The sequence below is a fragment of the Burkholderia sp. BCC1996 genome (assembly GCF_905339955.1).
Lineage (GTDB): Bacteria > Pseudomonadota > Gammaproteobacteria > Burkholderiales > Burkholderiaceae > Burkholderia.
In genome coordinates this window covers 117020-143797 of sequence record NZ_CAJPHM010000020.1, presented here as the reverse complement: position 1 = coordinate 143797, position 26778 = coordinate 117020, and the positions used below count along the sequence as shown (strand labels likewise).

The window sequence follows — 26778 nt, the reverse complement described above, 5'->3', positions numbered from 1 at the left end:
AGAAGGCCCGACCGGCACTCGCCGGGTCGGGCCTTGCCGTTTCAACGGTCGGATTATTGGTGGCGCCGCTCGTCGTGGCCGCCGGGCGGCGGATTGCCCGGGTGCGGCGCCTCGACGTGCGGCGCCGGTTGCGGCCGCGGTTCCATGCGCGGCGCGGGCATGGACGGCCGCGGTTCCATGTGCGGCGCGGGCATCGACGGCCGCGGCTCCATGCGCGGGGCCTGCGGCTGCGGTCGCGGCATGTCATGCACGGCGGGCGCGGGCGGACGGTACTCGTTCACGTGCGCCGGCGCGACTTCGCGGCGCGGTGCCGGTTGCGCGAATTCGGGGCGCGGTTGCGGTGCCGGAGCGGTCCGCTCGGGCCGCGGCTGCGCATGCCGGGCCGGTGCCGCGAAATCGGGGCGCGGACGCTGCTGCGGAATCTGCGCGGTCATGTCGAGTCGCGGTTGCGGCAACGCGCGCGGCGTTTCCTGCCGACGGGCGGGCTGCGCACCGGGCGTGGCTTCCGGATGCGGGACGGGCGCCGCGCTGCGCACGGGCGGCAGCGCGTTCTGTCCGGCTGCGTGGAGTGCCGTCGGCGGCGTCGGGCGCTGACGCTCCATCGGCGTGTGCGGCTGCATCCACGCGGGCGCCGCGGCCGCATGCGTGTTGTCGCGCCCGGCCGGCTCGTTGGCGGCCGCCGGCGGATGCGGGACGCCATTTCCGGGGCTCAACGCCTGATGCGGAGCCGGATTGCCCGGCGCCTGGGGCATCGCCCCGTTGGCGAAGCGCGGCGCATTGGGGGCTTCGCCGTTCGTCGGTCGTGCGCCGTCCGCCACGACCGGCATCGGCGCACCAGGCCGTGCGGCCTGTGCCGGCTGGCCGTCGCGTACTGTGTGCGCCGGTTGCACGACCGGACCGTGCGGATTCACGAGCTGCACGTTGCGCATCGCCCACGCACCGGCTTTCGGGTTGCCCGGAACGCGGACCGGGCGCGCCTGGTAGTCGGCCGGCACGCTCGTCCTCGCGACCGGTGCGCCTGCACCCGGCACGTGCTGGCCCTGCCGGGCGAGATGCGCGGCCGCCTGGTCACGATAGGCGGCCGGCACGGCCGGATTGCGCGTCGCGACGAACGTGTGCTGTCCGAGCGCCGCCGGCGGACGGTAGCTGGCCGTGCGCAGTCCGCCGGTCAAGCTCTGGCGTACCGGCGCAATGCCGGGCGTTCCCGGCATCACGTGCGCGTTGCGCCACTGCTGCGGATCGACGCGTTGCGCGAAGTGCGCGACGGGCTGGCCGTGCACGAACGCGGACGCCGGCACGGCCGTGATCGCATGCGGCGCGCGGAAATTCACGTACGTCTTGTTGATGTTCGTGATGTTGGTGATGTTCGTCACGTTCACGGTCTTGTTGACCGTCACGTTGTTGACCACGATGTTCCGGTTCACGCGATCGTAGTAATGCGGGCTCCAGCCACCCCAGCCGGGATGCCAGGGTTCGCCCGGGCCGAGTGCGAACCATGCGCAGCCGGCCGCCGCGACGCCGCCGACCGTCAGCGCGACGCTCCAGTCGGGACCGCCGCCGCCGCCCACGAAGGCGACGAGCGCCGGCGCGTAGACGGGCGGCTGGCTGACGACCATCGGGCCGGGCACCCACGCCCAGCTGTCGTCGACATAGGCCCAGCGGCCGTAGTGATACGGCGCGAAGCCCCACGGCGCATCGTCGACCCAGGTCCAGCCCCACGGCGCCTGCCAGATCCAGTGACCGTCGTGATACGGCGCCCAGTCGGCGGGCGTGTCGTTCGGCACCCAGACCTCGCCGTAATTCGGGGTATCGCGCCACGTGCCGTTCGCGTCGAGATCCTGATAGCCGGGCACGTCGCGCGATACGTAGCGGGCCGACACCGAGCGCTGCTCGGCCGCATCGCGGCCGGCGGCCCACTGGTCGAGCGCATCGGGGGCCGGCGCGGCCGATTGCTGCGCGACCTGCAGGTCGGTGCCGGTGAACACGACCTGCTGTCCGGGCGACAGCGGATACTGCCCGTTGCTGCCGTAGACGGTCGCGCTGCCGCTGCGCACGGTGACCGTCGTGCTTGCGCCATTCGGCGCGACGTCGACGCGATAGTCGCCCGGGCCCGAGATGCCGAGCGCGAGATTGGGCGTGTCGATTTCGTACGACCCGCCGGACGGCAGATCGCGCACGTGCGTCGATACGGTGCCGAGCCCGACCTTCAATTGCGTCGTGGTGTCGTCGAGGTTCAGCACCGACAGGCTCGTCGATTCGCCGAGTCGCACCGCGGTCGAGCCGATGTGCAGTTCCGAGCGCGCGCCGGCATCGTTCCACAACTGGTCGCCGGTGGTCAGCGGGCGGTTCACGGCGGCGTACGACCACGTATCGGTGCCGGCGGGCTCCGTCGTCACGGCACCCGACTTGTAGTTGAGCCGGGCGACGCGGCTCGGCGGATCGCCGCCCGGTTGCCGGGCGGCGGCCGCATACGCGGCGGCCTCGGTCGTTTGCGCGAATGCGGTGGGCACGGTCGCCAGCGCAGCGAACGCGAGCAGCGTGCAGCGGGCGGTTCGCTTGAGCGTGAACAGGGAAGCCATGGTGAGCGTCTTCGTCGTTATCGCGGCGCGTCGATTCGTGCCGTTGAATTCACGATATCCGCTCGGCCTGTTTCAGTGCTCGGTGTTTTGTAAGTCGGATGGCACGCGATGTAACAAAACCTGTCCATCGCGCGCCGTTGTCGTCCCGTCGCAATGTATGCGTCAAGCGGACGTAAGCCAGTCGTCGAAAACCTGCTGTCCGGGCACGGTGACGCGCAGCACGCGCGGCCGTGCGGTGCGCTCGATCCAGCCGTGGGCGCAGAAGCTGTCGAGCAGTGCCGCGCCGAGCGCGCCGCCGAGATGGGGGCGGCGCTCGCTCCAGTCGAGGCAGCCGCATGCGAAGCGGCGGCGGCGCGTGCGCTGCTGCGCGACGTCGATGCCCCAGCGCGCGAGCGCCTGGGTGCCGAGTTCGGTGGCTTCGATCGCGTCGCCGTCCGCCTGCAGCCAGCCGCGTGCGGTGAGCCCGTCGAAGATGCGGACCGCCAGTTCGCCGGCCATGTGGTCGTAGCAGGTGCGCGCGTAGCGCAGTTCGGCCGGCACCGCGCGCGACGGCGGCGGCACCGGACGGTTCGGCGCGGCCGCGCGGGCCACGTTCGCGAGCGCCTCGAGCGACGCCGCGATGTCAGCCGACGCGAGCCGGTAGTAGCGGTGCCGGCCGCGCACGTCGAGCGCGAGCAGGCCGCCTTCGGTCAGGCGCGCGAGGTGCGCGCTCGCCGCGGACGGCGACAGCCCAGCGATCATCGTCAGTTCGCCGGCCGGCCGCGCGCTGCCGTCCATCAGCACCCACAGCATCGCGGCGCGCCCCGGATCGGCGATCAGTGCGCCGATCCGGCTCAGGCCCGGAAAGTGGTGGTCGTCTTGATCGGTCATCGTCGTGTCTCGTCAGGCGGAATGACTGCAGTGTAGGTGCTGCGCACATTCGATGTTTCGGGTTCGGGTGAAATGTCGGATGCGGCGGGGCGGTGCGCGACCCGCGGTCGCCGGCCGCGCACGCGTAGAATGGCCGGACGCGGCGGCAGTGGGCCGCCGGATGCGACACAATGCAACGATGAAGACGATTTTCTGCCTGTTGGTCGCCGCGTTCCTTTGCGCGGCCTGTGCGCAGGGCGGTGCGGGCGCCGCCGGCGAGCGGGGCGGCAGCCTCGAGATGTACGGGACGATCGATCAGGGCATCACGGTGCGCCGCTGACGGACGTCGATTGCCGGTGCCGGTGCCGGTTCGGCGCACGGCCGCGGCCGCGGCCGGCCGTGCGGCGGGCGCTGCGACGTGTTGCCGCAGTGCAACGTATAATGCGCCGATTGCCGTACCCCCGCCGCCTGGAGCTACCACGATGTCCCAACCATCCCCCGTACCGGCCGCCCTCGACCGCACCGAAACCGTATTCCGCTTCCTCGCCGAGCCGTCGTCCGTGAACTTCGGCGGCAAGGTGCATGGCGGCGCGCTGATGAAGTGGATCGACGAGGTCGCGTATGCGTGCGCGGCGGTCTGGTCGAGCCGCTATTGCGTGACGGTCAGCGTCGGCAACATCCGCTTCCAGCGTCCGATCCTCGTCGGCAACCTGGTCGAGCTGAAGGCGCGCGTCGTCGCGACGGGCCGCACCAGCATGCACATCCATGTGTCCGTGCACGCCGGCGATCCGAAGGGCGGCGTGCTGCGCCAGACGACCGACTGCCTCGTCGTGTTCGTCGCGGTCGACGAGAACGGCAACCCGGTGCCGGTGCCGCCGTTCGTGCCCGAGACCGACGAGCAGAAGGTGCTCGCGAAGTATGCGGCCGACGTGCGCGCCGCGCTCGACAAGATCGTCGAGATGAAGCCCGAGGAAGTGGCGAAGGGCACCGTCTGACGACAACGGGCGCGGCGTTCGCGCCGCGCCCGTCGCATCATCGCGTCGCCCCCGCGATTACCGCGATCCGATCATTTCCTCGGGGCGCACCCACGCGTCGAATTCCGCCTCGGTCAGGTAGCCGAGCGCAAGCGCGGCGGCCTTCAGCGTCGTGCCTTCCTTGTGCGCCTTCTTCGCGATCTGCGCGGCCTTGTCGTAGCCGATATGCGGGTTGAGCGCCGTCACGAGCATCAGCGATTCGTTCAGCAGCAGATCGATGCGCGCGCGGTTCGGCTCGATGCCCGCCGCGCAGTGGTCGTTGAAGCTCTGCGCGCCGTCGGCGAGCAGCCGCACCGATTGCAGCACGTTGTGCGCGATCATCGGCCGGAACACGTTCAACTCGAAATTGCCGCTCGCGCCGCCGACGTTCACCGCGACGTCGTTGCCGAACACCTGGCAGCACAGCATCGTCACGGCTTCCGACTGCGTCGGGTTCACCTTGCCCGGCATGATCGAGCTGCCCGGCTCGTTTTCCGGAATCGACAGTTCGCCGAGCCCGCAGCGCGGCCCGCTCGCGAGCCAGCGGACGTCGTTGGCGATCTTCATCAGGCCGGCCGCGACCGTCTTCAGCGCGCCGTGCGCGAACACCAGCGCGTCGGCGGCCGCCATCACCTCGAACTTGCTCGGCGCGGTCACGAACGGCAGCGTCGTCAGCCGGCCGATCTCGTCGGCGACGCGCACCGCGAACTCCGGATGCGCGTTCAGCCCGGTGCCGACGGCAGTGCCGCCGAGCGCGAGTTCGTACAGGTGCGGCAGCGCCGATTCGACGTGCCGAATGCCCTGGTCGAGCTGCGCGACGTAACCGGAAAATTCCTGCCCGAGCGTGAGCGGCGTCGCGTCCTGCAGGTGCGTGCGGCCGATCTTCACGATATCGGCGAAGGCCTTCGACTTCGCGTCGAGCGTCGCGCGCAGCGTGCGCAGCGCGGGCAGCAGATGGTTGACGATCGCGTACGCGGCCGCGACGTGCATCGCGGTCGGGAACACGTCGTTCGACGACTGGCCGCGGTTCACGTCGTCGTTCGGGTGGACCTTGCGTGCTTCGCCGCGCTCGCCGCCGAGCAGTTCGCTCGCCCGGTTCGCGATCACCTCGTTGAGGTTCATGTTGGTCTGCGTGCCGGAGCCCGTCTGCCACACGGCGAGCGGGAATTCGCGCGGATGCTTGCCCGCGATGATCTCGTCGGCCGCGTCGATGATCGCGCGCGCCTTGTCGTCGGCCAGCACGCCGAGCGACTGGTTCACGGCGGCCGCGGCGCGCTTGACGATCGCGAGCGCGTGGATCAGCTCGGGCGACTGCTTCTCCGTCGAGATCCGGAAATTCTGCAGCGAGCGTTCCGTCTGCGCGCCCCAGAGCCGGTTGGCCGGCACGGCGATCTCGCCGAACGTGTCGCGTTCCATCCGAACTGCTTCGTTCATGATGCACTCCTCTTGGGAAGGGGAAAGGCCGCGCGTCGCGCGGCGTCTGGCGTATCGTGAGGCAGTCGCGCCGCTGGCGCGACGTGTTGGGTCTTCAACCGACAAGCATAGCGCCGGCCGCGATTTTGCGTCGTGTCGTCGCGCTCAGCGGCTCGATGCGACGAGCGATGCGCTCTTCATATGGAAGCGCCAGGCCATCAGCGCGGCGACGCTCGCGAGGCCGGCCGCGAGCCCCCACCACAGGCCGCGTGCGCCGAGGCCTGCATGGAATGCCAGCCAGTAACCGGTCGGGAAGCCGATGCCCCAGTAGCCGAGGGTCGCCGCGAGCATCGGGATGCGCGTATCGCGCAGTCCGCGCAACGCGCCCGAGCCGACGGTCTGCATGCCGTCGACGATCTGGAACACCGCGGCAATGCCGAGGAGCGATGCGGCCAGCGACACGGTCGCCGCGTTGGCCGGATCGTCGAGCTGGAGGTACAGGCCGACGATCGCATGCGGCACGACGATCAGCACGAGCCCCGACAGCGACATGAACGCGACGCCGAGGCCGAGCGCGACGAAGCCCGCATGCCGCGCGGCGACCGGCTGGCCGGCGCCGACCCAGTAGCCGACCCGCACGTTGGCGGCCTGGCCGATCGCGAGCGGCACCATGAACGCCACCGACGCGACGTTCAGCGCGATCTGGTGCGCGGCAAGCGACGTCGCGCCGAGCACGCCGATGGTCAGGCCCGTGGCGAGAAACAGCGTCGATTCGACCCCGTACGTGATCGCCACCGGCCAGCCGATGCCGATCAGCTCGCCCATCATCGGCAGTTTCGGGCGGGCGGCGGTCACGAAATGGCGGAACCGCTGGCGGCCGTGCAGCAGCCAGATCAGCGCGAGCGCGGTGAGCCAGATGGTGATGGTCGTCGCGACCGCCGAGCCGAGGAAGCCGAGCCGCGGCAAGCCGAAGGCGCCGTGGATCAGCCCGTAGTTCAGCACGCCGTTCACGCCGACCCCGCCGATCGACACCCACAGCAGCCGCCGTGCGGCGCCGATCGCGGGCAGGAAGGCGCGCATCAGCCCGACGCCGATCAGGCTGCCGAGCGCCGCGAACCGCAGGATGCCGGTGTACTCGCCGACGTGACGCGCGAGCGTGGGCGGCTCGTGGAACATCAGCAGGATCGGTTCGGACAGCGACAGCGCGACGATCGCCGGAATCGCGAGCAGCACGGACAGCACGAAGCCGGTCCAGTAGATGTGCGGCACGCGGTGTTCCGCCTGTGCGCCGCGCGCATGCGCGACGCTCACGCTGACCGACGACAGCACACCCTGCAGCACGGTCACGATGACGAAGAAGAAGTTCGCGCCGAGGCCGCCGGCCGCGAGCGAATCGGGGCCGAGCGAGCCGAGCAGCACCGTGTCGGTGACGCTCATCGCCATTTGCGAGAGTTGTGCGATCGCGAGCGGCGCGGCGAGGCGCGCGGTATCGGCGGCATGACTGGACAGCGACGGCGGCGCGGCGGCCGTCCGCGTAAGACCGGAATGCGACATGGAATGGGCGCTCGCGCGGGTGCGGGCCCGCGCTGTCTGTATTTATTTTGAGAGACGGCTAGCTTACGGCTTTATTCGAACGGTGTCGAACGCGCGCGCCGATGGCCATGTCACGGTCAGGGGGAACCGCTATGCGTCGTGAACCGCGATCCGCGTATCGCCGAACAGCACGACCTGGCCCGCGCGGATCTTGCAGGTCTTGCGCAGTTCGACCACGCCGTCGACTTTCACCGCGCCGGACGCGACGAACATCTTCGCGGTGCCGCCACTGTCGGCGAGGCCGGTGATCTTGAGAAGGTTGTGCAGCTCGACGTATTCGCCGGTCAGCGTGAAATCCAGGTTGGGCATGACGAAGGAGGCGCGCGAGGCGCGGGAGGAATCGCCCCGCATCATACGGCACCGCGGGCCCGCGCGCGAGTGCGGCCGCGCGCGCATGTTTGCGCCCCGTAGCTGTTAAGGACTGTGAGCGATTCGTCAGCAAATGAAACGGTGGGTAACAGTCTGAGAGATTCGAGAACCGGCCGTGCCGCCCGCGGGTCTTTCATCGTACCTGCTGCGTGTCGCGGCAGGGGACGCGACGGAGCGTATCGATGCGCTCCGCGCCCACAACTTCTTGAGGAGGATTGTCATGTCCAAGATTCGTACGATGCTGATCGGTGCCGCGCTGACGGCGTTCGCCACTTCGGCCGCATTCGCGCAGACCGGCGTCGCGGCGCAGGGCACCGCAGGCGCGGGCGTGCAGACGCAGGCGCCGGCAGCGGGGGCAGGCGCAGACGCGGGTATGCAGGGTGGTGCCGGCGCGAATGCGTCGGGCAACGCGGTCGGCGGCGCAACCGATGCGGTTGGCGCGGCAGCGGACGGCGCGAAGGATACGGCGGCGTCGTCGGTCCACTCGACCAAGAAGCACGCGAAGCATGCGGCGAAGTCGGCCAAGCATCACGCCGGCTCGGCGAAGTCGAAGGTGGGCGACGAGGCGGTCGAAGGCAGTGCGTCGGCCGGCGTGCAGGGCGGTGCATCGGCCTCGGGCGCCGCGCAGTAAGCGGCACCCCGACGTCGCACGACGCTCGCCCCGGACGGCGCGTCGTGACGGCGATCGACCGGCGGCCCGGTTCGTTTCGCACGAACCGGGCCGTTCTTCATGCGCGGACGCGGGCCGTCACGGCCGGCGCTGCTCCGGCCCCGGTCCGTGCGCCGGTCGTGCCGCGGACGGGGTAAATACGCTGCGCAGCCACGCGGCGAGCCGCGTGAATACGTCGTATGGCTCGTCGACGAAGATCTCGGGCTTCAGCAGCCGCAGATATTCCATGATCTGCTGCGCTTCCTGTTTCTGGAACGAGCCGTGCGCGAGCCCGAGCCGCAGCAGGCCGCGCAGTTCGCCGAGCTTGTCGCGCGCGGCGCTGCCGACGCTCATCTCGCACGCGAGCTTCGCCTCGTAGATGCGCTGGCGCAGCGATTCCGCGAGCCGCCACGCGGGCGTCTGCATCGATTCCTCGAGCGCCTGGATGTCGTGGACCGCGCTCTTGATCTGCGCCGCGAGCGGATCGACCAGCGACGCATCGCCCTGCGCTTCGGCGACGATCGCCTTGGCCCAGTCGCGGCACGCCTTCGCTAGCTCGTCGGGCGTCCATTCGGAGCGCGACGCGAAGCCGAAGCCGAATTCGCCGGCCTGCCGCATCAGGATCGCGACGACGTCCGGGAATTCCTTGTCGAGCGTGCGCTTCGCCCACGCGTACTGGCCGCCCTCGAGCATCCGCTGCACGGCGTGCTCGGTCAGCGGCACCATGTTGTCGAGCAGCTTGGCGCGCAGGAAATCCTCGAACGACGGCGTCGCGAACTGCGGGTCGAGTTTCAGCGACACGCGCACGAACGCGTCGTAGTCCTTGCGCAGGGACGCAAGCGTGTCGTCCTTGAGGGAAAGGGTGATCTGGCCCATGAATCGTCTCGATGGCGGCCCGCGCGGGCCGGCGGCCGACATCGCGCACCGGTGCGGGCGCGGCGTCGACGGACCGGTTCGCGCCGAGGCCGATGGCGGGTCTTCACTTCCTATATCGGCGCGCCGGACGGAAACTTGAGCGCGGCCGGCGAGGTCCGCTCAGGCCGGCAGCCAGTGCGGCATCACGACCCCTTGCCAGAAGAAGAACACCGCGAGCCCGACCGCGATCGTCACGAGCGGCCGGCGTGTCGTCGCCGACACGAGCACGGCGGCGAGCGCGCCGACCAGCTGCGGATTGCGCCAGGTCAGCTCGGCCGTGCCGCCGTGCGGCGAGACGGTCATCGGCACGATGATCGCGGTCAGCACGGTGACGGGCACGAAGCCGAGCGCGGTCCGCACGAGCGGCGGGAAGGTCAGCCGCTCGCCGAACAGGAACAGCGTCGTCCGGATCGCATAGGTGATCACGGCCATCCCGAGGATCAGCAGCGCGTAGCTCACGATGCGGCCTCCGTACGTGAAGCGGTGCGCGAACGCTCGTGCAGCAGCGTGAGCGCGACGCCGACCACGACGCCGGCGGCGACCGCGCCCAGCAGCCCGAGCTTGTACGGCCAGCCCTGCCAGAAGTACGCGAGCGTGCCGGCCGTCGCGGCGGCCGCCAGATAGCGCAGCGTGCCGAGCTGCGGGACGACGATCGCGATGAAGGTGGCCGCCATCGCGAAATCGAGGCCGAGCGACTGGAGGCCCGGAAAGGCCGCGCCGAAGCCGATGCCCGCGAGCGTCCAGACCTGCCAGTTCAGGTACATCGCGAGGCCCGAGCCGAAGAAGTAGTGGGGGCCGATCGCGCCGGGCGGGAAGTGGCGGTAGTGCGCGTAGGCGACCGCGAACACCTCGTCGGTCATCAGCGCGCCGAGCGTCGCGCGCCAGCGCAGCGGCAGGTGCGCGACGTACGGCGCGAGCGTCGCGCTGTACAGCAGGTGACGCAGGTTCACGATCAGCGTCGTCGCGAGCACGACGACGAAGCTCGCGCTGCCCGCGATCAGGCCGAGCGCGATGAATTGCGCGGAGCCCGCGAACACCGCGAGCGACATCAGCGCGCCGTGCCATGCGGCGAGCGGGCCGCCGCCGACGAGCGTGCCGAAGATCACGCCGAACGGTGCCGCGCCGATCATCATCGGGATCGTGTCGCGTGCGCCGTCGAGCCATTCGTTGAGCGGGCGGCGAGGCGGGGGCGTAGGTGTGGGTGTGGGGTTCAAGGGGCGCGTCTCCATGAAATGGAGGATAGCGGGGCGATGCAGCGGCGGCTTGTATGTTCTTGCGCCCGCACGGGTGCCGACGGCGCTGCGTGCGTGCGGGTTGCCGTCCGTCGTCGAATGCAGGGAGCGGCGTCAGCGCGCCTGCCAGCGTCCGGGCGGTACGCCGAACATTCGTTTGAAATGCCGCGTGAAGTGACTCTGGTCGACGAAGCCGCTGGCCGCGGCGACATCGGCGATCGGCACGCCCGCGCGCAACGGCGCAAGCGCGCGCTGCAGCCGCAGCTGGTTGCGCCACGCATGCGGCGGCATCCCGGTCGTGCGCGTGAACAGGCGCGCCGCGTGAAACGGCGACAGGCCGGCGGCCTGCGCGACGTCGTCGAGCGTGACCGTGCCCGTGAGATCGGCGGCGAGCCGCTCGCGCATCGCGTCGACGCGCGGTTCGTCGGCCGCGAGCGCCGCCGGTTGCAGCCGCGCGTCGGCATGGCGCGCGATCAGTGTCGACAGCGCATCGAGCATCGCCGTTTCGGCGGCGAGCGGATCGTAGACGCGCAGTGCCGCGGCGGCCGGATCATTGGCGGCCGGCTGCTCGTGGGGGTGGAACGGCGGCATGCGTTCGCTGCCGGCCTCCATCATCCGGTGGGCCAGCGCGAGCCGTGCCGCGAGATCGGTGTCGCGGATCACGTCGGACGGGAACCATGGCGCATCCTGCGGCCGCCCCGCGATCGCGCTCGCGAGCGCACGAATGTAGTCGACCGGCACGTAGCTCACGCGATAGCACCAGCCTTCGTCGGTCGCGCGCGAGCCGGTGTGCACTTCGCCGGGATTGATCACGGGCACGGTGCCCGTTTCGGCGACATGGCCGCTGCCGCGACAGGTGTAGCGCTCCGCCCCCTCGAGGATCACGGGGATCGTGTACGCGTCGTGCCAGTGCGGCGCGAACGTGTGGTCGCGATAGGTGGCGGTGAGCAGATCCGCGTCCGGCAGCAGCGGCGTGCGCCAGTAACGTGCGGAGTCCGGAAGAAGGCGGGGGGCGGACATGGTCGGGCGCGAGGGCGGTCGAATCGACAGTGTAGCGCTCGCGCGCCCGGCCGGCGCGGGCTTACTTGACCGGAATCGTCGTGCCGGCCGGCATCGGCACGGCGGTCACGGCGTTCTTCGGGCTGCCGCTGACGATGCGGTCGCTGTAGGTCAGATAGACGAGCGTGTTGCGCTTCTTGTCCACCACGCGCACGACGTGCAGCGTCTTGAAGATGAACGACATCCGTTCGCTGAACACGTCGGTCTGCTGCTTGAGCGGCTCCTTGAAGCTGAGCGGGCCGACTTGCCGGCACGCGATCGACGCTTCGCTCGGATCCTCGGCGACGCCGAGCGTGCCCTTGATCCCGCCGGTGCGCGCCCGCGACACGTAGCAGGTGACGCCCGTCACGAGCGGATCGTCGTACGCTTCGACGACCACGCGGTCGGAGCCTGTCACGCGGAAATGGGTGTTGACGCTGCCGACTTCCTCCGCGTGCGCGAGCGGCGCGGTGGCAAAGGCGGAGAGCAGAAGGGCGAGCGACGCGGCGGAAAGGAGGCGGTGCTTCATCGACGGAACCGGATGCGAATGCGGGACAGAAACTCTAGCATGCGCGGCGGTGACCGGCGGGCGCCGGAAAAACAAAAGGCCCGTCGAATGACGGGCCTTTCGCTGTCTGGCTCCCCGACCTGGGCTCGAACCAGGGACCTACGGATTAACAGTCCGGCGCTCTACCGACTGAGCTATCGGGGAATAAATCGGTACATCTGCTTGCGTGTTCGGTAACCAACAAAAAACCCGTCCACTTTCAACGGGCCTTTGTTTTTTGGCTCCCCGACCTGGGCTCGAACCAGGGACCTACGGATTAACAGTCCGGCGCTCTACCGACTGAGCTATCGGGGAACAAACAACAACAGCAGAGAGACGAAATTGTATGGAGTGTTCGCTAACCTGTCAACACTTTTGAGCGGCGGCGCACCAAAAATTTTTTCCGGCGCCGCTGCGCGATCAGCGCTCGAGCAGGTGCAGCTTGTCCTGCACGTCCTTCCACTCGTCCGCGTCGGCCGGTGCCGGCTTGGTCTTCGTGATCGACGGCCAGTCCTTCGCCAGCTCGGCGTTCAGCGCGGTGAACTGCTGCTGGTCGCCCGGAACGTCTTCTTCGGCATAGATCGCATTGGTCGGGCACTCGGCGACGCACACGGCGCAGTCGATGCACTCGTCCGGATCGATGGCGAGAAAGTTGGGACCTTCACGGAAGCAATCCACCGGGCACACATCCACGCAATCCGTGTATTTGCACTTGATGCAGCCTTCGGTCACAACGTGAGTCATTAAAACGCTCCTGCTTGGCGGTATATATGGGGTGGCGTGTGCGCCAAAAGCGGCATTGTAACTGAAGCGCAAAACCCGCATGGCGTGGTCGGCTTTCCGGCTTATATCGTTTCGTGATTAGTTTATGGGGCTGGCGGCGGGCGCGGCGCGTGCGGCCGCGCGCCCGGCGCGTCGGGCAGGGCGGTTTCACGATGGTCGGGCCCGCATTCGGGTAACATGGCCGACAGACCGGGCGGCGCGCGGTGCGCCGGGCCTGTCACGATATTGGCGGTGCCGCAAACATGATCATCACTTCGCTGCTCGACACGGATCTCTACAAGTTCACGATGATGCAGGTCGTCCTGCATCACTTTCCTGCCGCAAACGTCGAGTACCGGTTCCGGTGTCGCACGCCCGGCGTCGATCTCGTGCCGTACATCGACGAGATCCGCGACGAGGTGCGCGGCCTGTGTGCGCTGCGCTTCACCGACGAAGAACTCGACTACCTGCGGCGCATGCGCTTCATCAAGAGCGACTTCGTCGACTTCCTCGCGCTGTTCCACCTGAACGAGAAGTACATCTCGATCACGCCTTCGCCGAAGGGCAACGGCGAGATCGACATCGTGATCGAAGGGCCGTGGCTGCACACGATCCTGTTCGAGATCCCGGTGCTCGCGATCGTCAACGAGGTCTATTTCCGCAACACGCAGCGCGAGCCCGACTATCGCGAAGGCCGCGAGCGGCTGGGCGAGAAGATCAAGCTGCTCGGCGCGAAGCCCGAGTTCGCCGACTGCAAGATCGCCGACTACGGCACGCGCCGGCGCTTCTCGAAGGTCTGGCACGAAGAGGTCGCGCTGACGCTGCGCGACGGGCTCGGACCGCAGTTCGCGGGCACGAGCAACGTGTTCTACGCGATGAAGCACGGCCTGACGCCGCTCGGCACGATGGCGCACGAATACCTGCAGGCCTGCCAGGCGCTCGGCCCGCGGCTGCGCGATTCGCAGACCTACGGTTTCGAGATGTGGGCGAAGGAGTATCGCGGCGACCTCGGGATCGCGCTGTCGGACGTCTACGGGATGGACGCGTTCCTGAACGACTTCGACATGTACTTCTGCAAGCTGTTCGATGGCGCGCGCCACGATTCGGGCGATCCGTTCGAGTGGGGCGAGCGCATGCTGCGCCACTACGAGGCGAACCGCTGCGATCCGCGTACCAAGGTGCTCGTGTTCTCGGACGCGCTCGACATCCCGAGGGTCATGCAGCTGTACGAACGGTTCCGCGGCCGCTGCAAGCTCGCGTTCGGCGTCGGCACCAACCTCACGAACGATCTCGGCTACGTGCCGCTGCAGATCGTGATCAAGATGGTCCGCTGCAATGGACAGCCGGTCGCGAAGCTGTCGGATACGCCGGGCAAGAGCATGTGCGACGACAAGGCGTATCTCGCGTACCTGCGCCAGGTGTTCGGCATCGCGCAGCCGGCCGACGACGCATCGCAGTAAGCGTCGGCCATGCGGCCAGGTGCGTCGCGGCGGGGGCGGCCGGTATAATCCGACGGTATCGCACGCCAACGTCACGAGGACCGTTCATGGACACTTCCGCTGCCCGTCGCCAGATCCTCGCACGCATTCGCGCGGCGCAAGGACGTGCGCCCGAGCCCGATGCAGCGGAGCGCGACGGCGTCGCCGACTATCTCGCCCGCCATCCCGAGGGGCCGCGCCCGCCGATGCCGGCCGACCTCGTCGCCGCATTCGTCGATGAAGCGGCGCGCCTGTCGACGACGGTCGACGAAGTCGCGACGCTGGCCGACGCGCCCGCCGCCGCTGCCCGCTATCTTTCCGCTCACGGCTTGCCGATGCAGGCCGTCGCATGGCGCACGCTGGCCGAGCTCGACTGGGCCGGCGCCGGCCTGTCGGTCGAATGCCGCAAGCCGCGCGACGGCGACCTCGTCGGCCTCACCGGCTGCTTTTGCGCCACCGCCGAAACGGGCTCGCTGGTGCTGCTGTCCGGCCCCGACACCTATGCATCGGCCGGGCTGCTGCCGGAAACCCACATCGCGATCGTGCCGGCGTCGCGCATCGTCGCGGGCCATGAAGACGCATTCGTGCTGATTCGCGCGGAGCGCGGCGAATTGCCGCGCGCGGTCAATTTCGTATCGGGCCCGTCGCGCACCGGCGATATCGAGCAGACCATCGTGCTGGGCGCACACGGCCCGTACCGCGTTCACGCGATCGTCGTGCGCGGTGCATGACGATCGCGTCCGATCGATCCTCACTCGACTCACTCGCACAAGGAAGTTCTGCATGAAACGACATGCCGCCTGGGCGGGCATGGCGTCGGGAGCCGCGCTTGGCGCCGTTCCCGCGCTCGCATCGGCCGCCACGCTCGACGGTGCCACGCTGTCCGCACTCTGGGGCATTCCGTTCGCCGGGGTCCTGCTGTCCATCGCGGTGTTCCCGCTCGTCGCGCCGGTGTTCTGGCATCGCCACTTCGGCAAGATCGCTGCGGCGTGGGCGATCGCGTTTCTGGTCCCGTTCGCGGTCGCGTTCGGCGCGGGCACGGCGTTCGGAACGCTGGTGCACGCGCTGCTCGAGGAGTACATCCCGTTCATCGTGCTGCTGACCGCGCTGTATACGGTCGCCGGCGGCATTTGCGTCAACGGCAACCTGCACGGCACGCCGAAGCTGAACACCGCGATCCTCGCGCTCGGCACGCTGCTCGCGAGCGTGATGGGCACGACGGGCGCCGCGATGCTGCTGATCCGGCCGCTGCTGCGCGCGAACGACAATCGCAAGCACGTCGTGCACGTCGTGATCTTCTTCATCTTCCTCGTCGCGAACGCGGGCGGCTCGCTGTCGCCGCTCGGCGATCCGCCGCTGTTCCTCGGCTTCCTGAACGGCGTGAGCTTCTTCTGGACGACCACGCATCTCGCGCTGCCGATGCTGTTCATCTGCGCGGTGCTGCTGACGCTGTTCTTCGTGCTCGATACGTACTTCTACCGGAAGGGCGGCGAGGAGCGGCCGGTCGTGCTCGACCCGACACCCGACGATGGCGCGCTGTCGATCGACGGCAAGGTCAACTTCGTGCTGCTCGCGGCCGTGATCGGCCTCGTGCTGATGAGCGGCATCTGGAAGCCGGGCATCGCGTTCGACGTATGGGGCACGCACGTCGCGCTGCAGAATCTCGTGCGCGACGTCGCGCTGGTTGTCGTGGCGCTCGCGTCGCTCGCGCTGACGCCGCGCTCCGCGCGCGAAGGCAACGCGTTCAACTGGGCGCCGATCGAGGAGGTCGCGAAGCTGTTCGCGGGGATCTTCGTGACGATCGCGCCGGTGATCGTGATCCTGCGCGCGGGGGCGGACGGTGCGTTCGCGCAGATCGTCCATCTCGTGACGGGGTCGGACGGCAAGCCGATCGATGCGATGTACTTCTGGGCCACCGGCCTGTTGTCGTCGTTCCTCGACAACGCGCCGACCTACCTCGTGTTCTTCAACCTCGCGGGCGGCGACGCGCAAGCGCTGATGACGGCGGGCGCGACGACGCTCGCCGCGATCTCCGCGGGGGCCGTGTTCATGGGCGCGAACAGCTACATCGGCAACGCGCCGAACTTCATGGTGAAGGCGATCGCGGAATCGCGCGGCGTGAAGATGCCGAGCTTCTTCGCGTATCTCGGTTGGGCGCTCGTGATCCTGGTACCCGTATTCCTGCTGACGTCGTGGATCTTCTTCACGGCGTAGGCTGACGATTTTCAACCAAGCGCGGACGGTTCGGGCGGCGCACGATGCGCCGCGTTCCGGCCGCGGCATGCGGAGATGGCGATGCAGAAGATCCTGGTCGCACGTCCGATCTTTCCGGACGTGATCGAACGGCTCGAGCAGTATTTCGAAGTCGACTGGAACAACGGCGACGCGCTCGCCCCCGATGCGCTCGCCGCGCGTCTCGCGGACAAGGACGGCGCGCTGACGGCGGGCGACCCGGTCGGCGCGGCTGCGCTCGCGGCGGCGCCGCGCCTGCGCGTCGTGTCGAACATGGCGGTCGGCTACAACAACTTCGACATGGCCGCGTTCAATGCGGCGAACGTGCTCGGCACCAACACGCCCGACGTGCTGAACGAATCGACCGCGGATTTCGGCTGGGCGCTGATGATGGCCGCCGCGCGCCGGATCGCCGAATCCGAGCACTGGCTGCGCGCCGGGCACTGGCAGAAGTGGGCGTACGACGGTTTCCTCGGCGGCGACATTTACGGCTCGACGCTGGGCGTCATCGGCATGGGGCGCATCGGCCAGGCGCTCGCGCGCCGCGCGCGCGGCTTCGGGATGCAGGTGATCTATCACAACCGGTCGCGGGTCGCGCCCGAGATCGAGGCCGAGCTGAACGCCGAATACGTGTCGAAGGATGCGCTGCTCACGCGCGCCGATCACGTCGTGCTCGTGCTGCCGTACACGAAGGAGAACCATCACACGATCGGCGCGGCCGAACTCGCGAAGATGAAGCCCACCGCGACGCTGACCAACATCGCGCGCGGCGGCATCGTCGATGACGCGGCGCTGGCCGTCGCGCTGCGCGACGGGACGATCGCCGCGGCCGGCCTCGACGTGTTCGAAGGCGAGCCGAGCGTGCACCCGGCGCTGCTCGAGGTGCCGAACGTCGTGCTGACGCCGCATATCGCGAGCGCGACCGAAAAGACGCGCCGCGCGATGGCGAACCTCGCGGCCGACAACCTGATCGCCGCGCTGGGCGAAGGGCCGCGCGCGGGGCAGCCGCCGAATCCGATCAACCCTGACGTGATCGGGAAGCCGCGCGCATGACGACGATGTTGTTGCTGGCGGCGGTCGTCGTGCTGGCCGTCGCGCTGGCGGTGGCGATCGTCGCGATCGTGCGCGGCGGCGGCCGCCACGACGACGCGGCCGTGCTCGGCGACCAGATCGAGGACGCCGCGCACGCGCAGGCGCTCGCGGTCGAGCGGCTCGAACGCGAGCTGCGCGGCGAGATCGTCGAGAACGCGCGTGGTTCGCGCACCGAGCTGGCCGGCAGTTTCTCGCAGCTTCAGCAGACGCTCGCGACGCAGCTGACGAGCATCGCGACCGTGCAGAACAACCAGATCGACGGTTTCGCGCAACAGCTCGGCAAGCTGGTCGCGGGCAACGCGCAGCAGTTCGACGCGATGCGCGAGAGCGTGCAGCGCCAGGCGCAGCAGGCGCGCGAAGAGCAGACGGTCGCGCTGCGGCTGTTCGGCGACACGCTGAACCGGCAGCTCACGCAACTGACCGAGGCCAACGATCGCCGGATCGGCGAAGTGCGCGCGACGCTCGAACAGCGATTGAAGGAAATCGAGACGAACAACGCGGCGAAGCTCGAGGAGATGCGCCGCACCGTCGACGAGAAGCTGCATGCGACGCTGGAGCAGCGGCTCGGCGAATCGTTCAAGCTCGTGTCGGACCGGCTCGAGCAGGTGCACCGCGGGCTCGGCGAGATGCAGACGCTCGCGGCCGGCGTCGGTGACCTGAAGAAGGTGCTGACCAACGTGAAGACGCGCGGCACCTGGGGCGAGGTGCAGCTCGAAGCGTTGCTCGAACAGATGCTCACGCCCGACCAGTATGCGAAGAACGTCGCGACGGTGCCGAAGAGCAGCGAACGCGTCGAATTCGCGATCCGGCTGCCGGGCCGCGAAGCCGGCACGCGCGACGCGCCGCCGGTGTGGCTGCCGATCGACGCGAAGTTTCCGCGTGAGGACTACGAGCGGCTGATCGATGCGCAGGAGCGTGCCGATTCGGTGGCGGTCGAGGAGGCGGCCCGTGCGCTCGAGGCGCGCGTGCGGATGGAGGCGCGTACGATCGCCGAGAAGTACGTCGCACCCCCGCATACGACCGATTTCGCGCTGCTGTTCCTGCCGACCGAGGGGCTTTATGCGGAGATCCTGCGCCGCCCGGGGCTGACCGACCTGCTGCAGCGCGACTATCGCGTGACGGTGGCGGGGCCGACCACACTGACCGCGTTGCTGAACAGCCTGCAGATGGGCTTCCGCACGCTCGCGATCGAGCAGCGCTCGAGCGAGGTGTGGCAGGTGCTCGGTGCGGTGAAGACCGAATTCGGCAAGTTCGGCGACGTGCTCGCACGCACGAAGGCGCAGCTCGAGACGGTCACGCGTTCGATCGAGGCCGCCGAGCAGCGCACCCGCGTGATGAACCGCAAGCTGAAACAGGTCGAGGCGTTGCCGGGCGAGACGGCGGCCGGGCTGCTCGGCGCGGAAGCCGCCGACGGCGCCGATGCGGACGACGCATGACGCATCCCGCATGATGCACGCAGCCGAAACCGGCTGGAACGAAGACGGGCGCCGCGGCGCCCGTTTTCCTTTGACACGGCGACCGGCGTAGCCGGCGCGCGTTCAGCGTGCGGCGAGCGCGTCCAGTGCGTCGCCGGTGACGCGTACGGTGCGCCACTCCGGCAGCACGGTCGCGCCCATCTTCTCGTAGAAGTCGATCGCCGGCTGGTTCCAGTCGAGCACCGACCATTCGAAGCGAGCGCAGCGGCGCTCGACGGCGAGTGCCGCGAGGTGCTGCAGCATCGCGGTGCCGAGGCCCGTGCCGCGCTGCGATGGCTGCACGTACAGATCCTCGAGATACAGCCCGCGCCGGCCGAGGAACGTCGAATAGTTGTGGAAGAACAGCGCATACGCGACGATCGCGCCGTCGCGCTCGGCCACCAGCGCTTCGGCGGCGGGGCGTTCGCCGAACAGCGCGTCGGCCAGGTCGGCGTCGCTCGCGACGAACAGGTGCGTGAGCTTTTCGAACTCGGCCAGCTCGCGCATCAGCGCGAGGATCGCGCCGACGTCGCGCGTTTCGGCCGCGCGGATCAGCGGTGCGCCGCTCACGCTTCCTCCGGCGGATCGGACAGCACGATCTCGATGCCGCCGAAGCGCGACGCGACCCAGTTGTACGCGTGGCAGGCGATCCACAGCAGCACGAAACCGAGGATCGCGTTCAGCAGCAGCGCGCTCAGGATCGTGCTCAGTTCGACCATCCCGTAACGGATGTACGCGACCAGGATGCCGAGCAGCACGATCGGCACGCTGAACGTCAGGTAGACGAGGATCAGCGCCTTCGCGGTCTGCCCCGCGGCGATCGACGAGATTTGTTTCTTCATGTGCGGATTGCCCCCGTAGAAATATACCGATTGGAATTCAGATCAGGCCGTCGAGCGGCAGGATGTCGACCGGGGCGCCCGCGTCGACTGCCGCGGAATCGTGGCCCAGGACGATGAAACAGTTGGCGGCCGCAAGGCCGCTCAGCGATGCGGAGCTCTGCGAACCGGCCGGCGCGACGTCCCACTGGCCGTCGGCGGCGCGCGTCGCGATCGCACGCAGGTATTCGGTACGGCCCGGACGCTTTTTCAGCGCCTGCGTGCTGCGTGCCGTGTACATCGCCGGCGGCGGCGTGTGCGCGCCGGCCAGCGTCAGCAGCGCGGGGCGCACGATCGCGTAGAACGTCACGGCGGAGGCGACCGGATTGCCGGGCAACCCGAAGAACAGCACATGGCCGTCGCCCGTGCGCGCGAGCGTGCCGCACGCGAGCGGCCGGCCGGGCCGCAGCGCGAGGCTCGCGAAGGTCACGTCGCCGAGCCGCGCCATCACGTCGCGCGTGAAATCGGCTTCGCCGACCGACACGCCGCCGGACGTGATCACCGCGTCGGCCTGTGCGGCGACCGCATCGTGCAATGCGCGTTCGAGCGCGGCGGGATCGTCGCGGACGATCCCGAGATCGAGTGCGTCGATGTGCAGCCTTTCGAGCATCGCGACCAGCATCCCGCGATTGCTGTCGTACAGCGTGCCGCGGCCGAGCGGCTCGCCGGGTTCGCGCAGTTCGTCGCCGGTCGAGAACACGGCGACGCGCACGCGGCGGCGCACCGTGACTTCGCGCAATCCGAACGATGCGAGCAGGCCAAGATCGGACGGGCGCAGGATGCGGCCGGCGGCAAGCGCGCAGGCGCCGCGCGCGAGATCCTCGCCGGCCCGGCGGCAGTTTGCGCCGCGCGCGACCTCGTGTGCGGCGAAGCGGATGACGTCGCCGTCGACGCGCACGCGCTCCTGCGGAATGACCGTGTCGCATCCGGCCGGCATCGCCGCGCCGGTCATGATGCGGATGCACGTGCCGGGCACCACGGCCCCATCGAACGGATGGCCGGCGAGTGCCGTGCCGGCGACCGTCAGCGCGATGTCGGCGGCCGCTGCCAGCGCGACTGCGCTGCCGTCGAATGCGTAGCCGTCCATCGCCGAGTTGTCGTATGCGGGAATGTCGAACGGCGCATTCACGTCGGCCGCGAGCATGCGGTCGAGGGCGTCATGCAGCGGCACCGTTTCGCACGCGTCGACCGGCACCGCGAACCGGCACGCGAGCGCCTGCGCATCGGCGAGCGACAGCGGGGCCGCGGAATCGGGTGCGGTTCGGGAGGCGGGCGAGGATTGCGTGATCATCAGTCGGACTGCGCCGCAAGGCGTATCGGGTTCGTGGCCGGTGGCGCGCGGAGGGCGCCGAAGCGCGAAGGCGCATGCGGCGGGCGGGAACGGATGCCGGTGCCGTCAGCGGCGGGCAAGCGCGGCAAGTTCCTGCCAGGAATTGGCATTGTAAAACGCACGCTCGTCGCGAAACTCGACTTCGACCGTCTTGTGGCGCGCGTACCACGCACGCACCTTGCGCTCGCCGGCCGTGAGCCTGGCCGCGAGATCGTCGGCGAGCGACGCGCGCAGCAGCGCGAAGGTCGGCTGCGGCGAACGCGCGTGGTGCGCGTCGACGGTCACCGCCATCGCGATGTCGGCCTGCCGCGCGTCGAGCGCCGCGTGCAGCCGCGCGACGAGGTCGGCCGGCAAATAGGGCGTATCGCACGGCGAGCACACGACGAGCGGTGCGCGCGCCGCGCGCATGCCGGCGAGCAGGCCCGCGAGCGGGCCGGGGAAATCGGGGGTTTCGTCCGGCACGATGCGCGCATCGAACGGCGCACCGAGTTCGGCGTAGCGCGCGGCGTTGCGATTCGCGCTGATCAGCGTCTCGTCGACCTGCGGCGCGAGCCGGCGCAGCACGTGCAGCGCGAGCGGCGTACCGTCGAGCAGCTGCAGGCCCTTGTCTGCGCCGTCCATGCGCGTCGCGCGCCCGCCCGCGAGCAGCAGGCCGGTGATGGAAGGCGAGGCGGAAGCGGACATCGCGGGAAAGCGGGGCGGGCGGCGCGCGTCAGCCGCCGATGTACGACATTTCGACGCGCTTGCCGGCGCCGTCGGGCGCGGCGTCGGCGGCCGCGCTGCCGCGCAGCTGCGAGTAGCGGTCGGTGCGGGCCTGCCAGATCCGGGCGATCGCGGTCGCGATCTCGGCGTCGCTCGCGCCGCCGCGCACCAGTGCGCGCAGGTCATGGCCGGTCGACGCGAACAGGCACAGGTACAGCTTGCCTTCGGTCGACAGCCGCGCGCGCGTGCAGTCGCCGCAGAATGCCTGCGTCACGCTCGAGATCACGCCGATTTCGCCGCTGCCGTCCGCGTAGCCCCAGCGCTGCGCGGTTTCCGCCGCCGTGTGCGGCTCGAGCGGCACGAGCGGGAACTGCTCGGCGATCCGTGCGACGACGTCCGCGGACGGCAACACTTCGGTCATGTTCCAGCCGTTCGACGTGCCGACGTCCATGTATTCGATGAAGCGCAGGATCACGCCGGTGCCGCGGAAGCGCTCGGCCATCGGCAGGATCTCGCCGTCGTTGGTGCCGCGCTTCACGACCATGTTGACCTTGACCGGCGCGAGGCCCGCGGCCTGCGCGGCGAAGATGCCGTCGAGCACGTCGGCGCTCGCGAAGTCGGCGTCGTTCATGCGCTTGAACAGCGTGTCGTCGAGCGCGTCGAGGCTGACCGTCACGCGTGTGAGGCCGGCATCCTTCAGCGCGCGCGCCTTGCGCGCGAGCAGTGAGCCGTTGGTGGTCAGCGTCAGGTCGAGCGGGCGGCCGTCGTGGGTCGTCAGGCGCGCGAGGCGCTCGATCAGGAATTCGAGGTTCTTGCGCAGCAGCGGCTCGCCGCCGGTGATCCGGATCTTTTCGACGCCGTGTGCGACGAACAGCCGTGCCACGCGCTCGATCTCTTCGTGCGTGAGCAGGGCGCTGTGCGGCAGGAACGGGTAGTCCTTGTCGAACACGTCCCGCGGCATGCAGTACACGCAACGGAAGTTGCAGCGATCCGTCACCGAGATGCGCAGGTCGCGCAGCGGCCTGGCGAACGTGTCGGCCAGGGCGCCGTCAGGGGTATGCGCGACGCCGGAGATATCCGGCATCCCGCTGACGTCGGCGAGGGGAATGATGCGTCGGGACATGTTGAAAGAAGTGCGAGCCAGTCTTCTATTTTAGCCGCAAGCGGCCGGCCGGGCCGGTGGGCGGAAACCCGCAGCGCGAACATGAAAAAGCCCGCCGGAGGCGGGCTTTTCCTGGTCGGGCGATGCGCCGCTTAATGGTGCGACGTCTCGACCTGCTGCATCGGGGTCGTATCGACCGGCGGCAGCGCCTTGCGCTCGCGCGGGACGCGGGCCGGACGCGGCAGGCGCGACGCGGCTTCCTGTGCAGCGCGGAACTTGTCGGCATCCGTGTTCACCCACACGAGGCCGGCTTGTTCCAGCACGACGTCGAGGCTCGCCGAAGCGGGCGCAGCGGCCGGTTGAACCGGCGCCGGCGCGGGCGCGGCAACGGCTTCGACCGGGGCCGGTTCGACCTGAGCCGGTTCGACGGCTGCCGGCGCGACCGGTGCCGGCGCGACCGGTGCCGGAGCGACTTCAACCGCGGCGACCGGTGCCGGTGCGGCTTGCTCGACGGGCGCGGACTGCGGCGCTTCGACGGCAGCCGGCACTTCGAACGCATCGGTCGGCGACACCGCGACCGGTGCCGGGCCGGCTTCCGGAGCAGCGGCCGGCGCGACCGGTACCGATTCGGCGACCGGTGCGACCGGGGCGGACTCGATCGGCGCGACCGGCGTCGCTTCGACGCGAACCGGTGCCGGTTGCGGCTCGACCACGGCCGGCTCGACCGCTTCGGCACGCTGTTCGATTGCGGCCTCGGCTACCACGGCGCCCGCTGCGGCGACCGCTGCCACGGCGACCGGTGCGGCCGTATGGGCCGGCTCGACCGCGCGCGGGGCTTCCGTCGTCACAGCTTGCACGGCTTCGCCGTCCGCGCCTTGCTCGGCGTGGTCGACGACTGCGCCTTCGTCCTCGCGCTCGCGACGACCGCCGCGGCGACCGCGGCGGCGGCGACGACGTTCCTCGCCGTCACGTGCGCCGGCTTCCGCGTCGGCTGCGACATCGGCGCCCGGCAGGGCGACGGCTGCGGCCTGGTCGGCTTCCGCTTCCGGATGGTTCTCGCCACGGGTGACGGTCTCGAGCGTAGCCGCGTGTTGCGTCGGCTTGCGGCGCTCACCGCGCTCGCGACGTTCGCCGCGTTCCTGGCGCTCGCCGCGGCCGGCTGCCTCGACGGCTTCCGGCTGCTCGGTGCGCTCGCGCGGTTCGCGGTTCTCGCGCGGTTCGCGCGGCTCACGGCTTTCACGCGGCTCGCGCGGTTCGCGGCCTTCGCGCGGGCCACGGCCCTCGCGACCTTCGCGGCCCTCACGACCTTCACGGCTTTCGCGCGGCTCGCGGCCTTCACGCGGTTCGCGACCCTCGCGCGGTTCACGCGGCTCGCGCGCTTCCTTGCCTTCGCGCTCCTGGCGTTGCGACTGGCCACGGCCTGCCGCTGCCTGGTCGCGACCACCCTGAGCCTGCTGGGCGCCGCCACGACGATTGCGGTTGCGATCGCCGCCGCGCTGCTCGGTCTTCTCGGTCCGCTCGCGGGCCGGACGGGCAGCCTGTTCCTTGGCCGGTGCCGGTGCGACCGGCGCGGGCGCCGGAGCCGGCGACATGCCGAACAGACCCTTCAGCCAGCCGATGAAGCCGCCGCTTGCCGCGGCGACCGGTGCGGGTGCCGCAACCGGCTCGACCGGGCGCTGCGGTGCCGGGCTCGGCGCCGGACGCTCGGGCGTGATGCCCTTGACCGCCGCTTCCTGCTTCGGCTTCACGTCGGCCGCGCGCTTGCTGTAGCCGGTTTCCGACTCCAGTTCGCGGGCGGCTTCCTCGGCCATCTTCCAGGACGCGCGCGGATCGTCGAGGCGCGCGTCGTCATGGCGCAGGCGCTCGAGCTTGTAGTGCGGCGTATCGAGGTGCTTGTTCGGGATCAGCACGATGCCGACCTTGAAGCGCGACTCGATCTTGTTGATTTCCTGACGCTTTTCGTTGAGCAGGAAGGCGGTCACCTCGACCGGCACCTGGCAATGGATCGCCGCGGTGTTTTCCTTCATCGCTTCTTCCTGAATGATCCGCAGGACTTGCAGCGCGGACGATTCGGTATCGCGGATGTGGCCCGTGCCGTTACAGCGCGGGCACGTCACGTGGCTGCCTTCCGACAGGGCCGGACGCAGGCGCTGGCGCGACAGTTCCATCAGGCCGAAGCGGGAGATCTTGCCCATCTGCACGCGCGCACGGTCGTGCTTGAGCGCGTCCTTCAGGCGTTGCTCGACTTCGCGCTGGCTCTTCGCCGACTCCATGTCGATGAAGTCGATCACGATCAGGCCGCCGAGGTCGCGCAGGCGCAGCTGGCGGGCCACTTCGTCGGCCGCCTCGAGGTTCGTGCGGGTCGCCGTTTCCTCGATGTCCGCGCCCTTGGTCGCACGCGCCGAGTTCACGTCGATCGCGACGAGCGCCTCGGTGTGGTCGATCACGATCGCGCCGCCCGACGGCAGCGGCACCGTGCGCGAGTACGCGGTCTCGATCTGGTGCTCGATCTGGAAGCGGGAGAAGAGCGGCACGTCGTCGTGGTAGCGCTTCACCTTCGACACGTTGTCCGGCATCACGATGTCCATGAACGCACGGGCCTGATCGTAGATCTCGGTCGTGTCGATCAGGATTTCGCCGATATCGGGCTGGAAATAGTCCCGGATCGCGCGGATCACGAGGCTCGATTCCAGATAGATCAGCATCGGCTGGCCGGCATTGCCGCTTTGCGACGCCGCTTCGATCGCGCGCCACAGCTGCAGCAGGTAGTTCAGGTCCCACTGCAGTTCCTCGGCGCTGCGGCCGATGCCCGCGGTGCGGGCAATCATGCTCATGCCGTCCGGAATCTGCAGCTGCGCCATGGTTTCGCGCAGTTCCTGACGCTCGTCGCCTTCGATCCGGCGCGACACGCCGCCGCCGCGCGGATTGTTCGGCATCAGCACGAGGTAGCGGCCGGCGAGCGAGATGAAGGTCGTGAGGGCGGCGCCCTTGTTGCCGCGCTCTTCCTTCTCGACCTGGACGATCAGCTCCTGACCTTCGCGCAGGGCATCCTGGATGCGCGCGGAGCGCATGTCGATGCCTTCCTTGAAGTACTGGCGGGCGACTTCCTTGAACGGCAGGAAGCCGTGGCGGTCTTCGCCGTAGTTGACGAAGCACGCTTCGAGCGACGGCTCGATGCGCGTGATGACACCTTTGTAGATATTGCCTTTGCGCTGTTCGCGCCCGGCTGTCTCGATGTCGATGTCGATGAGCTTCTGCCCATCGACGATGGCGACGCGCAGCTCCTCCTGCTGCGTCGCATTGAACAGCATGCGTTTCATGAACGACTCCAGGCGGCTCTGCTGCCGGCGCCTCGCGGTTGTCAGTCGCGAGGGCGGGAACGACGGCAGGCCGCGCCTTGTTGTGTTGTCACAAGCACGCTGGAGCGGGAAGGATGGCGGGGAGAATTGCCTGAAGAGGCGCTTGGGCCCGAAAGACGGGGCCGGCGGCCATAGGGCACCTGCGAACACGGCTTCAAAGCACGGCGTCCACACACCGCACGCTGCGAAAGC

25 protein-coding genes and 2 tRNA genes are annotated in these 26778 nt (G+C 69.4%); 8 read left to right on the top strand and 19 right to left on the bottom strand.

What is annotated here, in order from left to right:
- Window positions 1-53: 53 nt before the first annotated feature.
- Together U4Z64_RS26865 and U4Z64_RS26860 are read right to left on the bottom strand one after the other, a co-directional pair.
- Window positions 54-2579: a DUF6600 domain-containing protein gene (locus U4Z64_RS26865; protein WP_321821540.1), complete on the bottom strand. Its 2526-nt coding sequence runs from the start codon at window positions 2577-2579 to the stop codon at window positions 54-56.
- A 162-nt stretch (window positions 2580-2741) separates the two neighbouring features.
- Complete coding sequence (locus tag U4Z64_RS26860; RefSeq protein WP_124892576.1) at window positions 2742-3449, bottom strand: ArsR/SmtB family transcription factor; 708 nt, start codon at window positions 3447-3449, stop codon at window positions 2742-2744.
- 178 nt (window positions 3450-3627) lie between these two features.
- Between U4Z64_RS26860 and U4Z64_RS26855 the strand changes: the two genes are divergently transcribed.
- Both U4Z64_RS26855 and U4Z64_RS26850 read left to right on the top strand, forming a co-directional pair.
- Window positions 3628-3768, top strand: coding sequence for a hypothetical protein (locus tag U4Z64_RS26855; protein WP_321821539.1), 141 nt, complete (start codon window positions 3628-3630; stop codon window positions 3766-3768).
- Window positions 3769-3910: 142 nt separating this feature from the next.
- Window positions 3911-4423, top strand: coding sequence for an acyl-CoA thioesterase (locus tag U4Z64_RS26850; protein ID WP_014897688.1), 513 nt, complete (start codon window positions 3911-3913; stop codon window positions 4421-4423).
- A 57-nt stretch (window positions 4424-4480) separates the two neighbouring features.
- Here the strand turns inward: U4Z64_RS26850 and fumC are convergent, their stop codons facing one another.
- From fumC to U4Z64_RS26835, 3 genes are all read right to left on the bottom strand, one after another.
- The gene (gene fumC / locus U4Z64_RS26845; RefSeq protein ID WP_044844800.1) at window positions 4481-5875 is read right to left on the bottom strand and encodes a class II fumarate hydratase; all 1395 of its coding nucleotides are present in this window, start codon (window positions 5873-5875) and stop codon (window positions 4481-4483) included.
- Between the two features lie 144 nt (window positions 5876-6019).
- A complete protein-coding gene (gene norM / locus U4Z64_RS26840; protein WP_321821538.1) occupies window positions 6020-7408 on the bottom strand; it encodes a multidrug efflux MATE transporter NorM in 1389 nt (462 codons plus the stop codon).
- Between the two features lie 129 nt (window positions 7409-7537).
- Window positions 7538-7756: an RNA-binding S4 domain-containing protein gene (locus U4Z64_RS26835; RefSeq protein WP_006753074.1), complete on the bottom strand. Its 219-nt coding sequence runs from the start codon at window positions 7754-7756 to the stop codon at window positions 7538-7540.
- Window positions 7757-8036: 280 nt separating this feature from the next.
- Here U4Z64_RS26835 and U4Z64_RS26830 point away from each other — a divergent pair, with 280 nt between their 5' ends.
- Complete coding sequence (locus U4Z64_RS26830) at window positions 8037-8447, top strand: hypothetical protein (protein WP_124487477.1); 411 nt, start codon at window positions 8037-8039, stop codon at window positions 8445-8447.
- Between the two features lie 117 nt (window positions 8448-8564).
- Here the strand turns inward: U4Z64_RS26830 and U4Z64_RS26825 are convergent, their stop codons facing one another.
- The 8 genes from U4Z64_RS26825 to fdxA form a co-directional block, all read right to left on the bottom strand.
- Window positions 8565-9341 (bottom strand): DUF4088 family protein, encoded by a 777-nt coding sequence (locus U4Z64_RS26825; protein WP_044844797.1) that lies wholly within the window; start codon window positions 9339-9341, stop codon window positions 8565-8567.
- A 159-nt stretch (window positions 9342-9500) separates the two neighbouring features.
- Window positions 9501-9839 carry an AzlD domain-containing protein gene (locus U4Z64_RS26820; protein ID WP_044844796.1) on the bottom strand — a complete coding sequence of 113 codons (339 nt, stop codon included), beginning with the start codon at window positions 9837-9839 and terminating at the stop codon, window positions 9501-9503.
- Window positions 9836-10609 carry an AzlC family ABC transporter permease gene (locus U4Z64_RS26815; RefSeq protein WP_044844795.1) on the bottom strand — a complete coding sequence of 258 codons (774 nt, stop codon included), beginning with the start codon at window positions 10607-10609 and terminating at the stop codon, window positions 9836-9838. The genes U4Z64_RS26820 and U4Z64_RS26815 overlap by 4 nt, the downstream gene beginning before the upstream one ends.
- Before the next feature lie 117 nt (window positions 10610-10726).
- Entirely contained in the window at window positions 10727-11632 is a 906-nt protein-coding gene (locus tag U4Z64_RS26810) for an AraC family transcriptional regulator (RefSeq protein WP_321821537.1), read from the bottom strand.
- 61 nt (window positions 11633-11693) lie between these two features.
- Complete coding sequence (locus tag U4Z64_RS26805) at window positions 11694-12179, bottom strand: CreA family protein (protein ID WP_044844793.1); 486 nt, start codon at window positions 12177-12179, stop codon at window positions 11694-11696.
- Window positions 12180-12286: 107 nt separating this feature from the next.
- Window positions 12287-12362: transfer RNA gene (locus tag U4Z64_RS26800), tRNA-Asn, on the bottom strand.
- 74 nt (window positions 12363-12436) lie between these two features.
- Window positions 12437-12512, bottom strand: a tRNA-Asn gene (locus U4Z64_RS26795).
- 105 nt (window positions 12513-12617) lie between these two features.
- On the bottom strand, window positions 12618-12941 hold the full coding sequence (gene fdxA / locus U4Z64_RS26790; protein ID WP_011351384.1) for a ferredoxin FdxA: 324 nt from the start codon (window positions 12939-12941) through the stop codon (window positions 12618-12620).
- Between the two features lie 281 nt (window positions 12942-13222).
- Between fdxA and pncB the strand changes: the two genes are divergently transcribed.
- From pncB to U4Z64_RS26765, 5 genes are all read left to right on the top strand, one after another.
- Window positions 13223-14419 (top strand): nicotinate phosphoribosyltransferase, encoded by a 1197-nt coding sequence (pncB, locus tag U4Z64_RS26785; RefSeq protein ID WP_044844792.1) that lies wholly within the window; start codon window positions 13223-13225, stop codon window positions 14417-14419.
- 86 nt (window positions 14420-14505) lie between these two features.
- Window positions 14506-15168 carry a lactate utilization protein C gene (locus tag U4Z64_RS26780; protein ID WP_321821536.1) on the top strand — a complete coding sequence of 221 codons (663 nt, stop codon included), beginning with the start codon at window positions 14506-14508 and terminating at the stop codon, window positions 15166-15168.
- A gap of 52 nt (window positions 15169-15220) precedes the next feature.
- A complete protein-coding gene (locus U4Z64_RS26775) occupies window positions 15221-16651 on the top strand; it encodes a sodium:proton antiporter (protein WP_321821535.1) in 1431 nt (476 codons plus the stop codon).
- An 81-nt stretch (window positions 16652-16732) separates the two neighbouring features.
- Window positions 16733-17722 carry a 2-hydroxyacid dehydrogenase gene (locus U4Z64_RS26770; RefSeq protein ID WP_124521900.1) on the top strand — a complete coding sequence of 330 codons (990 nt, stop codon included), beginning with the start codon at window positions 16733-16735 and terminating at the stop codon, window positions 17720-17722.
- A complete protein-coding gene (locus U4Z64_RS26765) occupies window positions 17719-19197 on the top strand; it encodes a DNA recombination protein RmuC (RefSeq protein ID WP_044844789.1) in 1479 nt (492 codons plus the stop codon). The genes U4Z64_RS26770 and U4Z64_RS26765 overlap by 4 nt, the downstream gene beginning before the upstream one ends.
- A 102-nt stretch (window positions 19198-19299) precedes the next feature.
- On the opposite strand, the gene U4Z64_RS26760 is transcribed toward U4Z64_RS26765, so the two are convergent.
- From U4Z64_RS26760 to U4Z64_RS26735, 6 genes are all read right to left on the bottom strand, one after another.
- Entirely contained in the window at window positions 19300-19785 is a 486-nt protein-coding gene (locus tag U4Z64_RS26760; protein WP_321821534.1) for a GNAT family N-acetyltransferase, read from the bottom strand.
- Window positions 19782-20057, bottom strand: a complete 276-nt coding sequence (locus U4Z64_RS26755) for a hypothetical protein (protein WP_006476519.1) — start codon at window positions 20055-20057, stop codon at window positions 19782-19784. The genes U4Z64_RS26760 and U4Z64_RS26755 overlap by 4 nt, the downstream gene beginning before the upstream one ends.
- A 37-nt stretch (window positions 20058-20094) precedes the next feature.
- Window positions 20095-21384: a gephyrin-like molybdotransferase Glp gene (gene glp / locus U4Z64_RS26750; protein WP_321821533.1), complete on the bottom strand. Its 1290-nt coding sequence runs from the start codon at window positions 21382-21384 to the stop codon at window positions 20095-20097.
- 105 nt (window positions 21385-21489) lie between these two features.
- The gene (gene mobA / locus U4Z64_RS26745) at window positions 21490-22107 is read right to left on the bottom strand and encodes a molybdenum cofactor guanylyltransferase MobA (RefSeq protein ID WP_321821532.1); all 618 of its coding nucleotides are present in this window, start codon (window positions 22105-22107) and stop codon (window positions 21490-21492) included.
- 28 nt (window positions 22108-22135) lie between these two features.
- Entirely contained in the window at window positions 22136-23248 is a 1113-nt protein-coding gene (gene moaA, locus U4Z64_RS26740) for a GTP 3',8-cyclase MoaA (RefSeq protein WP_044844785.1), read from the bottom strand.
- A 131-nt stretch (window positions 23249-23379) separates the two neighbouring features.
- Complete coding sequence (locus U4Z64_RS26735) at window positions 23380-26547, bottom strand: Rne/Rng family ribonuclease (RefSeq protein ID WP_321821531.1); 3168 nt, start codon at window positions 26545-26547, stop codon at window positions 23380-23382.
- Window positions 26548-26778: the final 231 nt, after the last annotated feature.

Bases quoted from the DNA above. Each gene is read 5' to 3' on its own strand.
- U4Z64_RS26865 (WP_321821540.1), bottom strand. From the start codon at position 2,579: ATGGCTTCCCTGTTCACGCTCAAGCGAACCGCCCGCTGCACGCTGCTC.
- U4Z64_RS26860 (WP_124892576.1), bottom strand. From the start codon at position 3,449: ATGACCGATCAAGACGACCACCACTTTCCGGGCCTGAGCCGGATCGGC.
- U4Z64_RS26855 (WP_321821539.1), top strand. From the start codon at position 3,628: ATGAAGACGATTTTCTGCCTGTTGGTCGCCGCGTTCCTTTGCGCGGCC.
- U4Z64_RS26850 (WP_014897688.1), top strand. From the start codon at position 3,911: ATGTCCCAACCATCCCCCGTACCGGCCGCCCTCGACCGCACCGAAACC.
- fumC (WP_044844800.1), bottom strand. From the start codon at position 5,875: ATGAACGAAGCAGTTCGGATGGAACGCGACACGTTCGGCGAGATCGCC.
- norM (WP_321821538.1), bottom strand. From the start codon at position 7,408: ATGTCGCATTCCGGTCTTACGCGGACGGCCGCCGCGCCGCCGTCGCTG.
- U4Z64_RS26835 (WP_006753074.1), bottom strand. From the start codon at position 7,756: ATGCCCAACCTGGATTTCACGCTGACCGGCGAATACGTCGAGCTGCAC.
- U4Z64_RS26830 (WP_124487477.1), top strand. From the start codon at position 8,037: ATGTCCAAGATTCGTACGATGCTGATCGGTGCCGCGCTGACGGCGTTC.
- U4Z64_RS26825 (WP_044844797.1), bottom strand. From the start codon at position 9,341: ATGGGCCAGATCACCCTTTCCCTCAAGGACGACACGCTTGCGTCCCTG.
- U4Z64_RS26815 (WP_044844795.1), bottom strand. From the start codon at position 10,609: ATGGAGACGCGCCCCTTGAACCCCACACCCACACCTACGCCCCCGCCT.
- U4Z64_RS26810 (WP_321821537.1), bottom strand. From the start codon at position 11,632: ATGTCCGCCCCCCGCCTTCTTCCGGACTCCGCACGTTACTGGCGCACG.
- U4Z64_RS26805 (WP_044844793.1), bottom strand. From the start codon at position 12,179: ATGAAGCACCGCCTCCTTTCCGCCGCGTCGCTCGCCCTTCTGCTCTCC.
- fdxA (WP_011351384.1), bottom strand. From the start codon at position 12,941: ATGACTCACGTTGTGACCGAAGGCTGCATCAAGTGCAAATACACGGAT.
- pncB (WP_044844792.1), top strand. From the start codon at position 13,223: ATGATCATCACTTCGCTGCTCGACACGGATCTCTACAAGTTCACGATG.
- U4Z64_RS26780 (WP_321821536.1), top strand. From the start codon at position 14,506: ATGGACACTTCCGCTGCCCGTCGCCAGATCCTCGCACGCATTCGCGCG.
- U4Z64_RS26775 (WP_321821535.1), top strand. From the start codon at position 15,221: ATGAAACGACATGCCGCCTGGGCGGGCATGGCGTCGGGAGCCGCGCTT.
- U4Z64_RS26770 (WP_124521900.1), top strand. From the start codon at position 16,733: ATGCAGAAGATCCTGGTCGCACGTCCGATCTTTCCGGACGTGATCGAA.
- U4Z64_RS26765 (WP_044844789.1), top strand. From the start codon at position 17,719: ATGACGACGATGTTGTTGCTGGCGGCGGTCGTCGTGCTGGCCGTCGCG.
- U4Z64_RS26755 (WP_006476519.1), bottom strand. From the start codon at position 20,057: ATGAAGAAACAAATCTCGTCGATCGCCGCGGGGCAGACCGCGAAGGCG.
- glp (WP_321821533.1), bottom strand. From the start codon at position 21,384: ATGATCACGCAATCCTCGCCCGCCTCCCGAACCGCACCCGATTCCGCG.
- mobA (WP_321821532.1), bottom strand. From the start codon at position 22,107: ATGTCCGCTTCCGCCTCGCCTTCCATCACCGGCCTGCTGCTCGCGGGC.
- moaA (WP_044844785.1), bottom strand. From the start codon at position 23,248: ATGTCCCGACGCATCATTCCCCTCGCCGACGTCAGCGGGATGCCGGAT.
- U4Z64_RS26735 (WP_321821531.1), bottom strand. From the start codon at position 26,547: ATGAAACGCATGCTGTTCAATGCGACGCAGCAGGAGGAGCTGCGCGTC.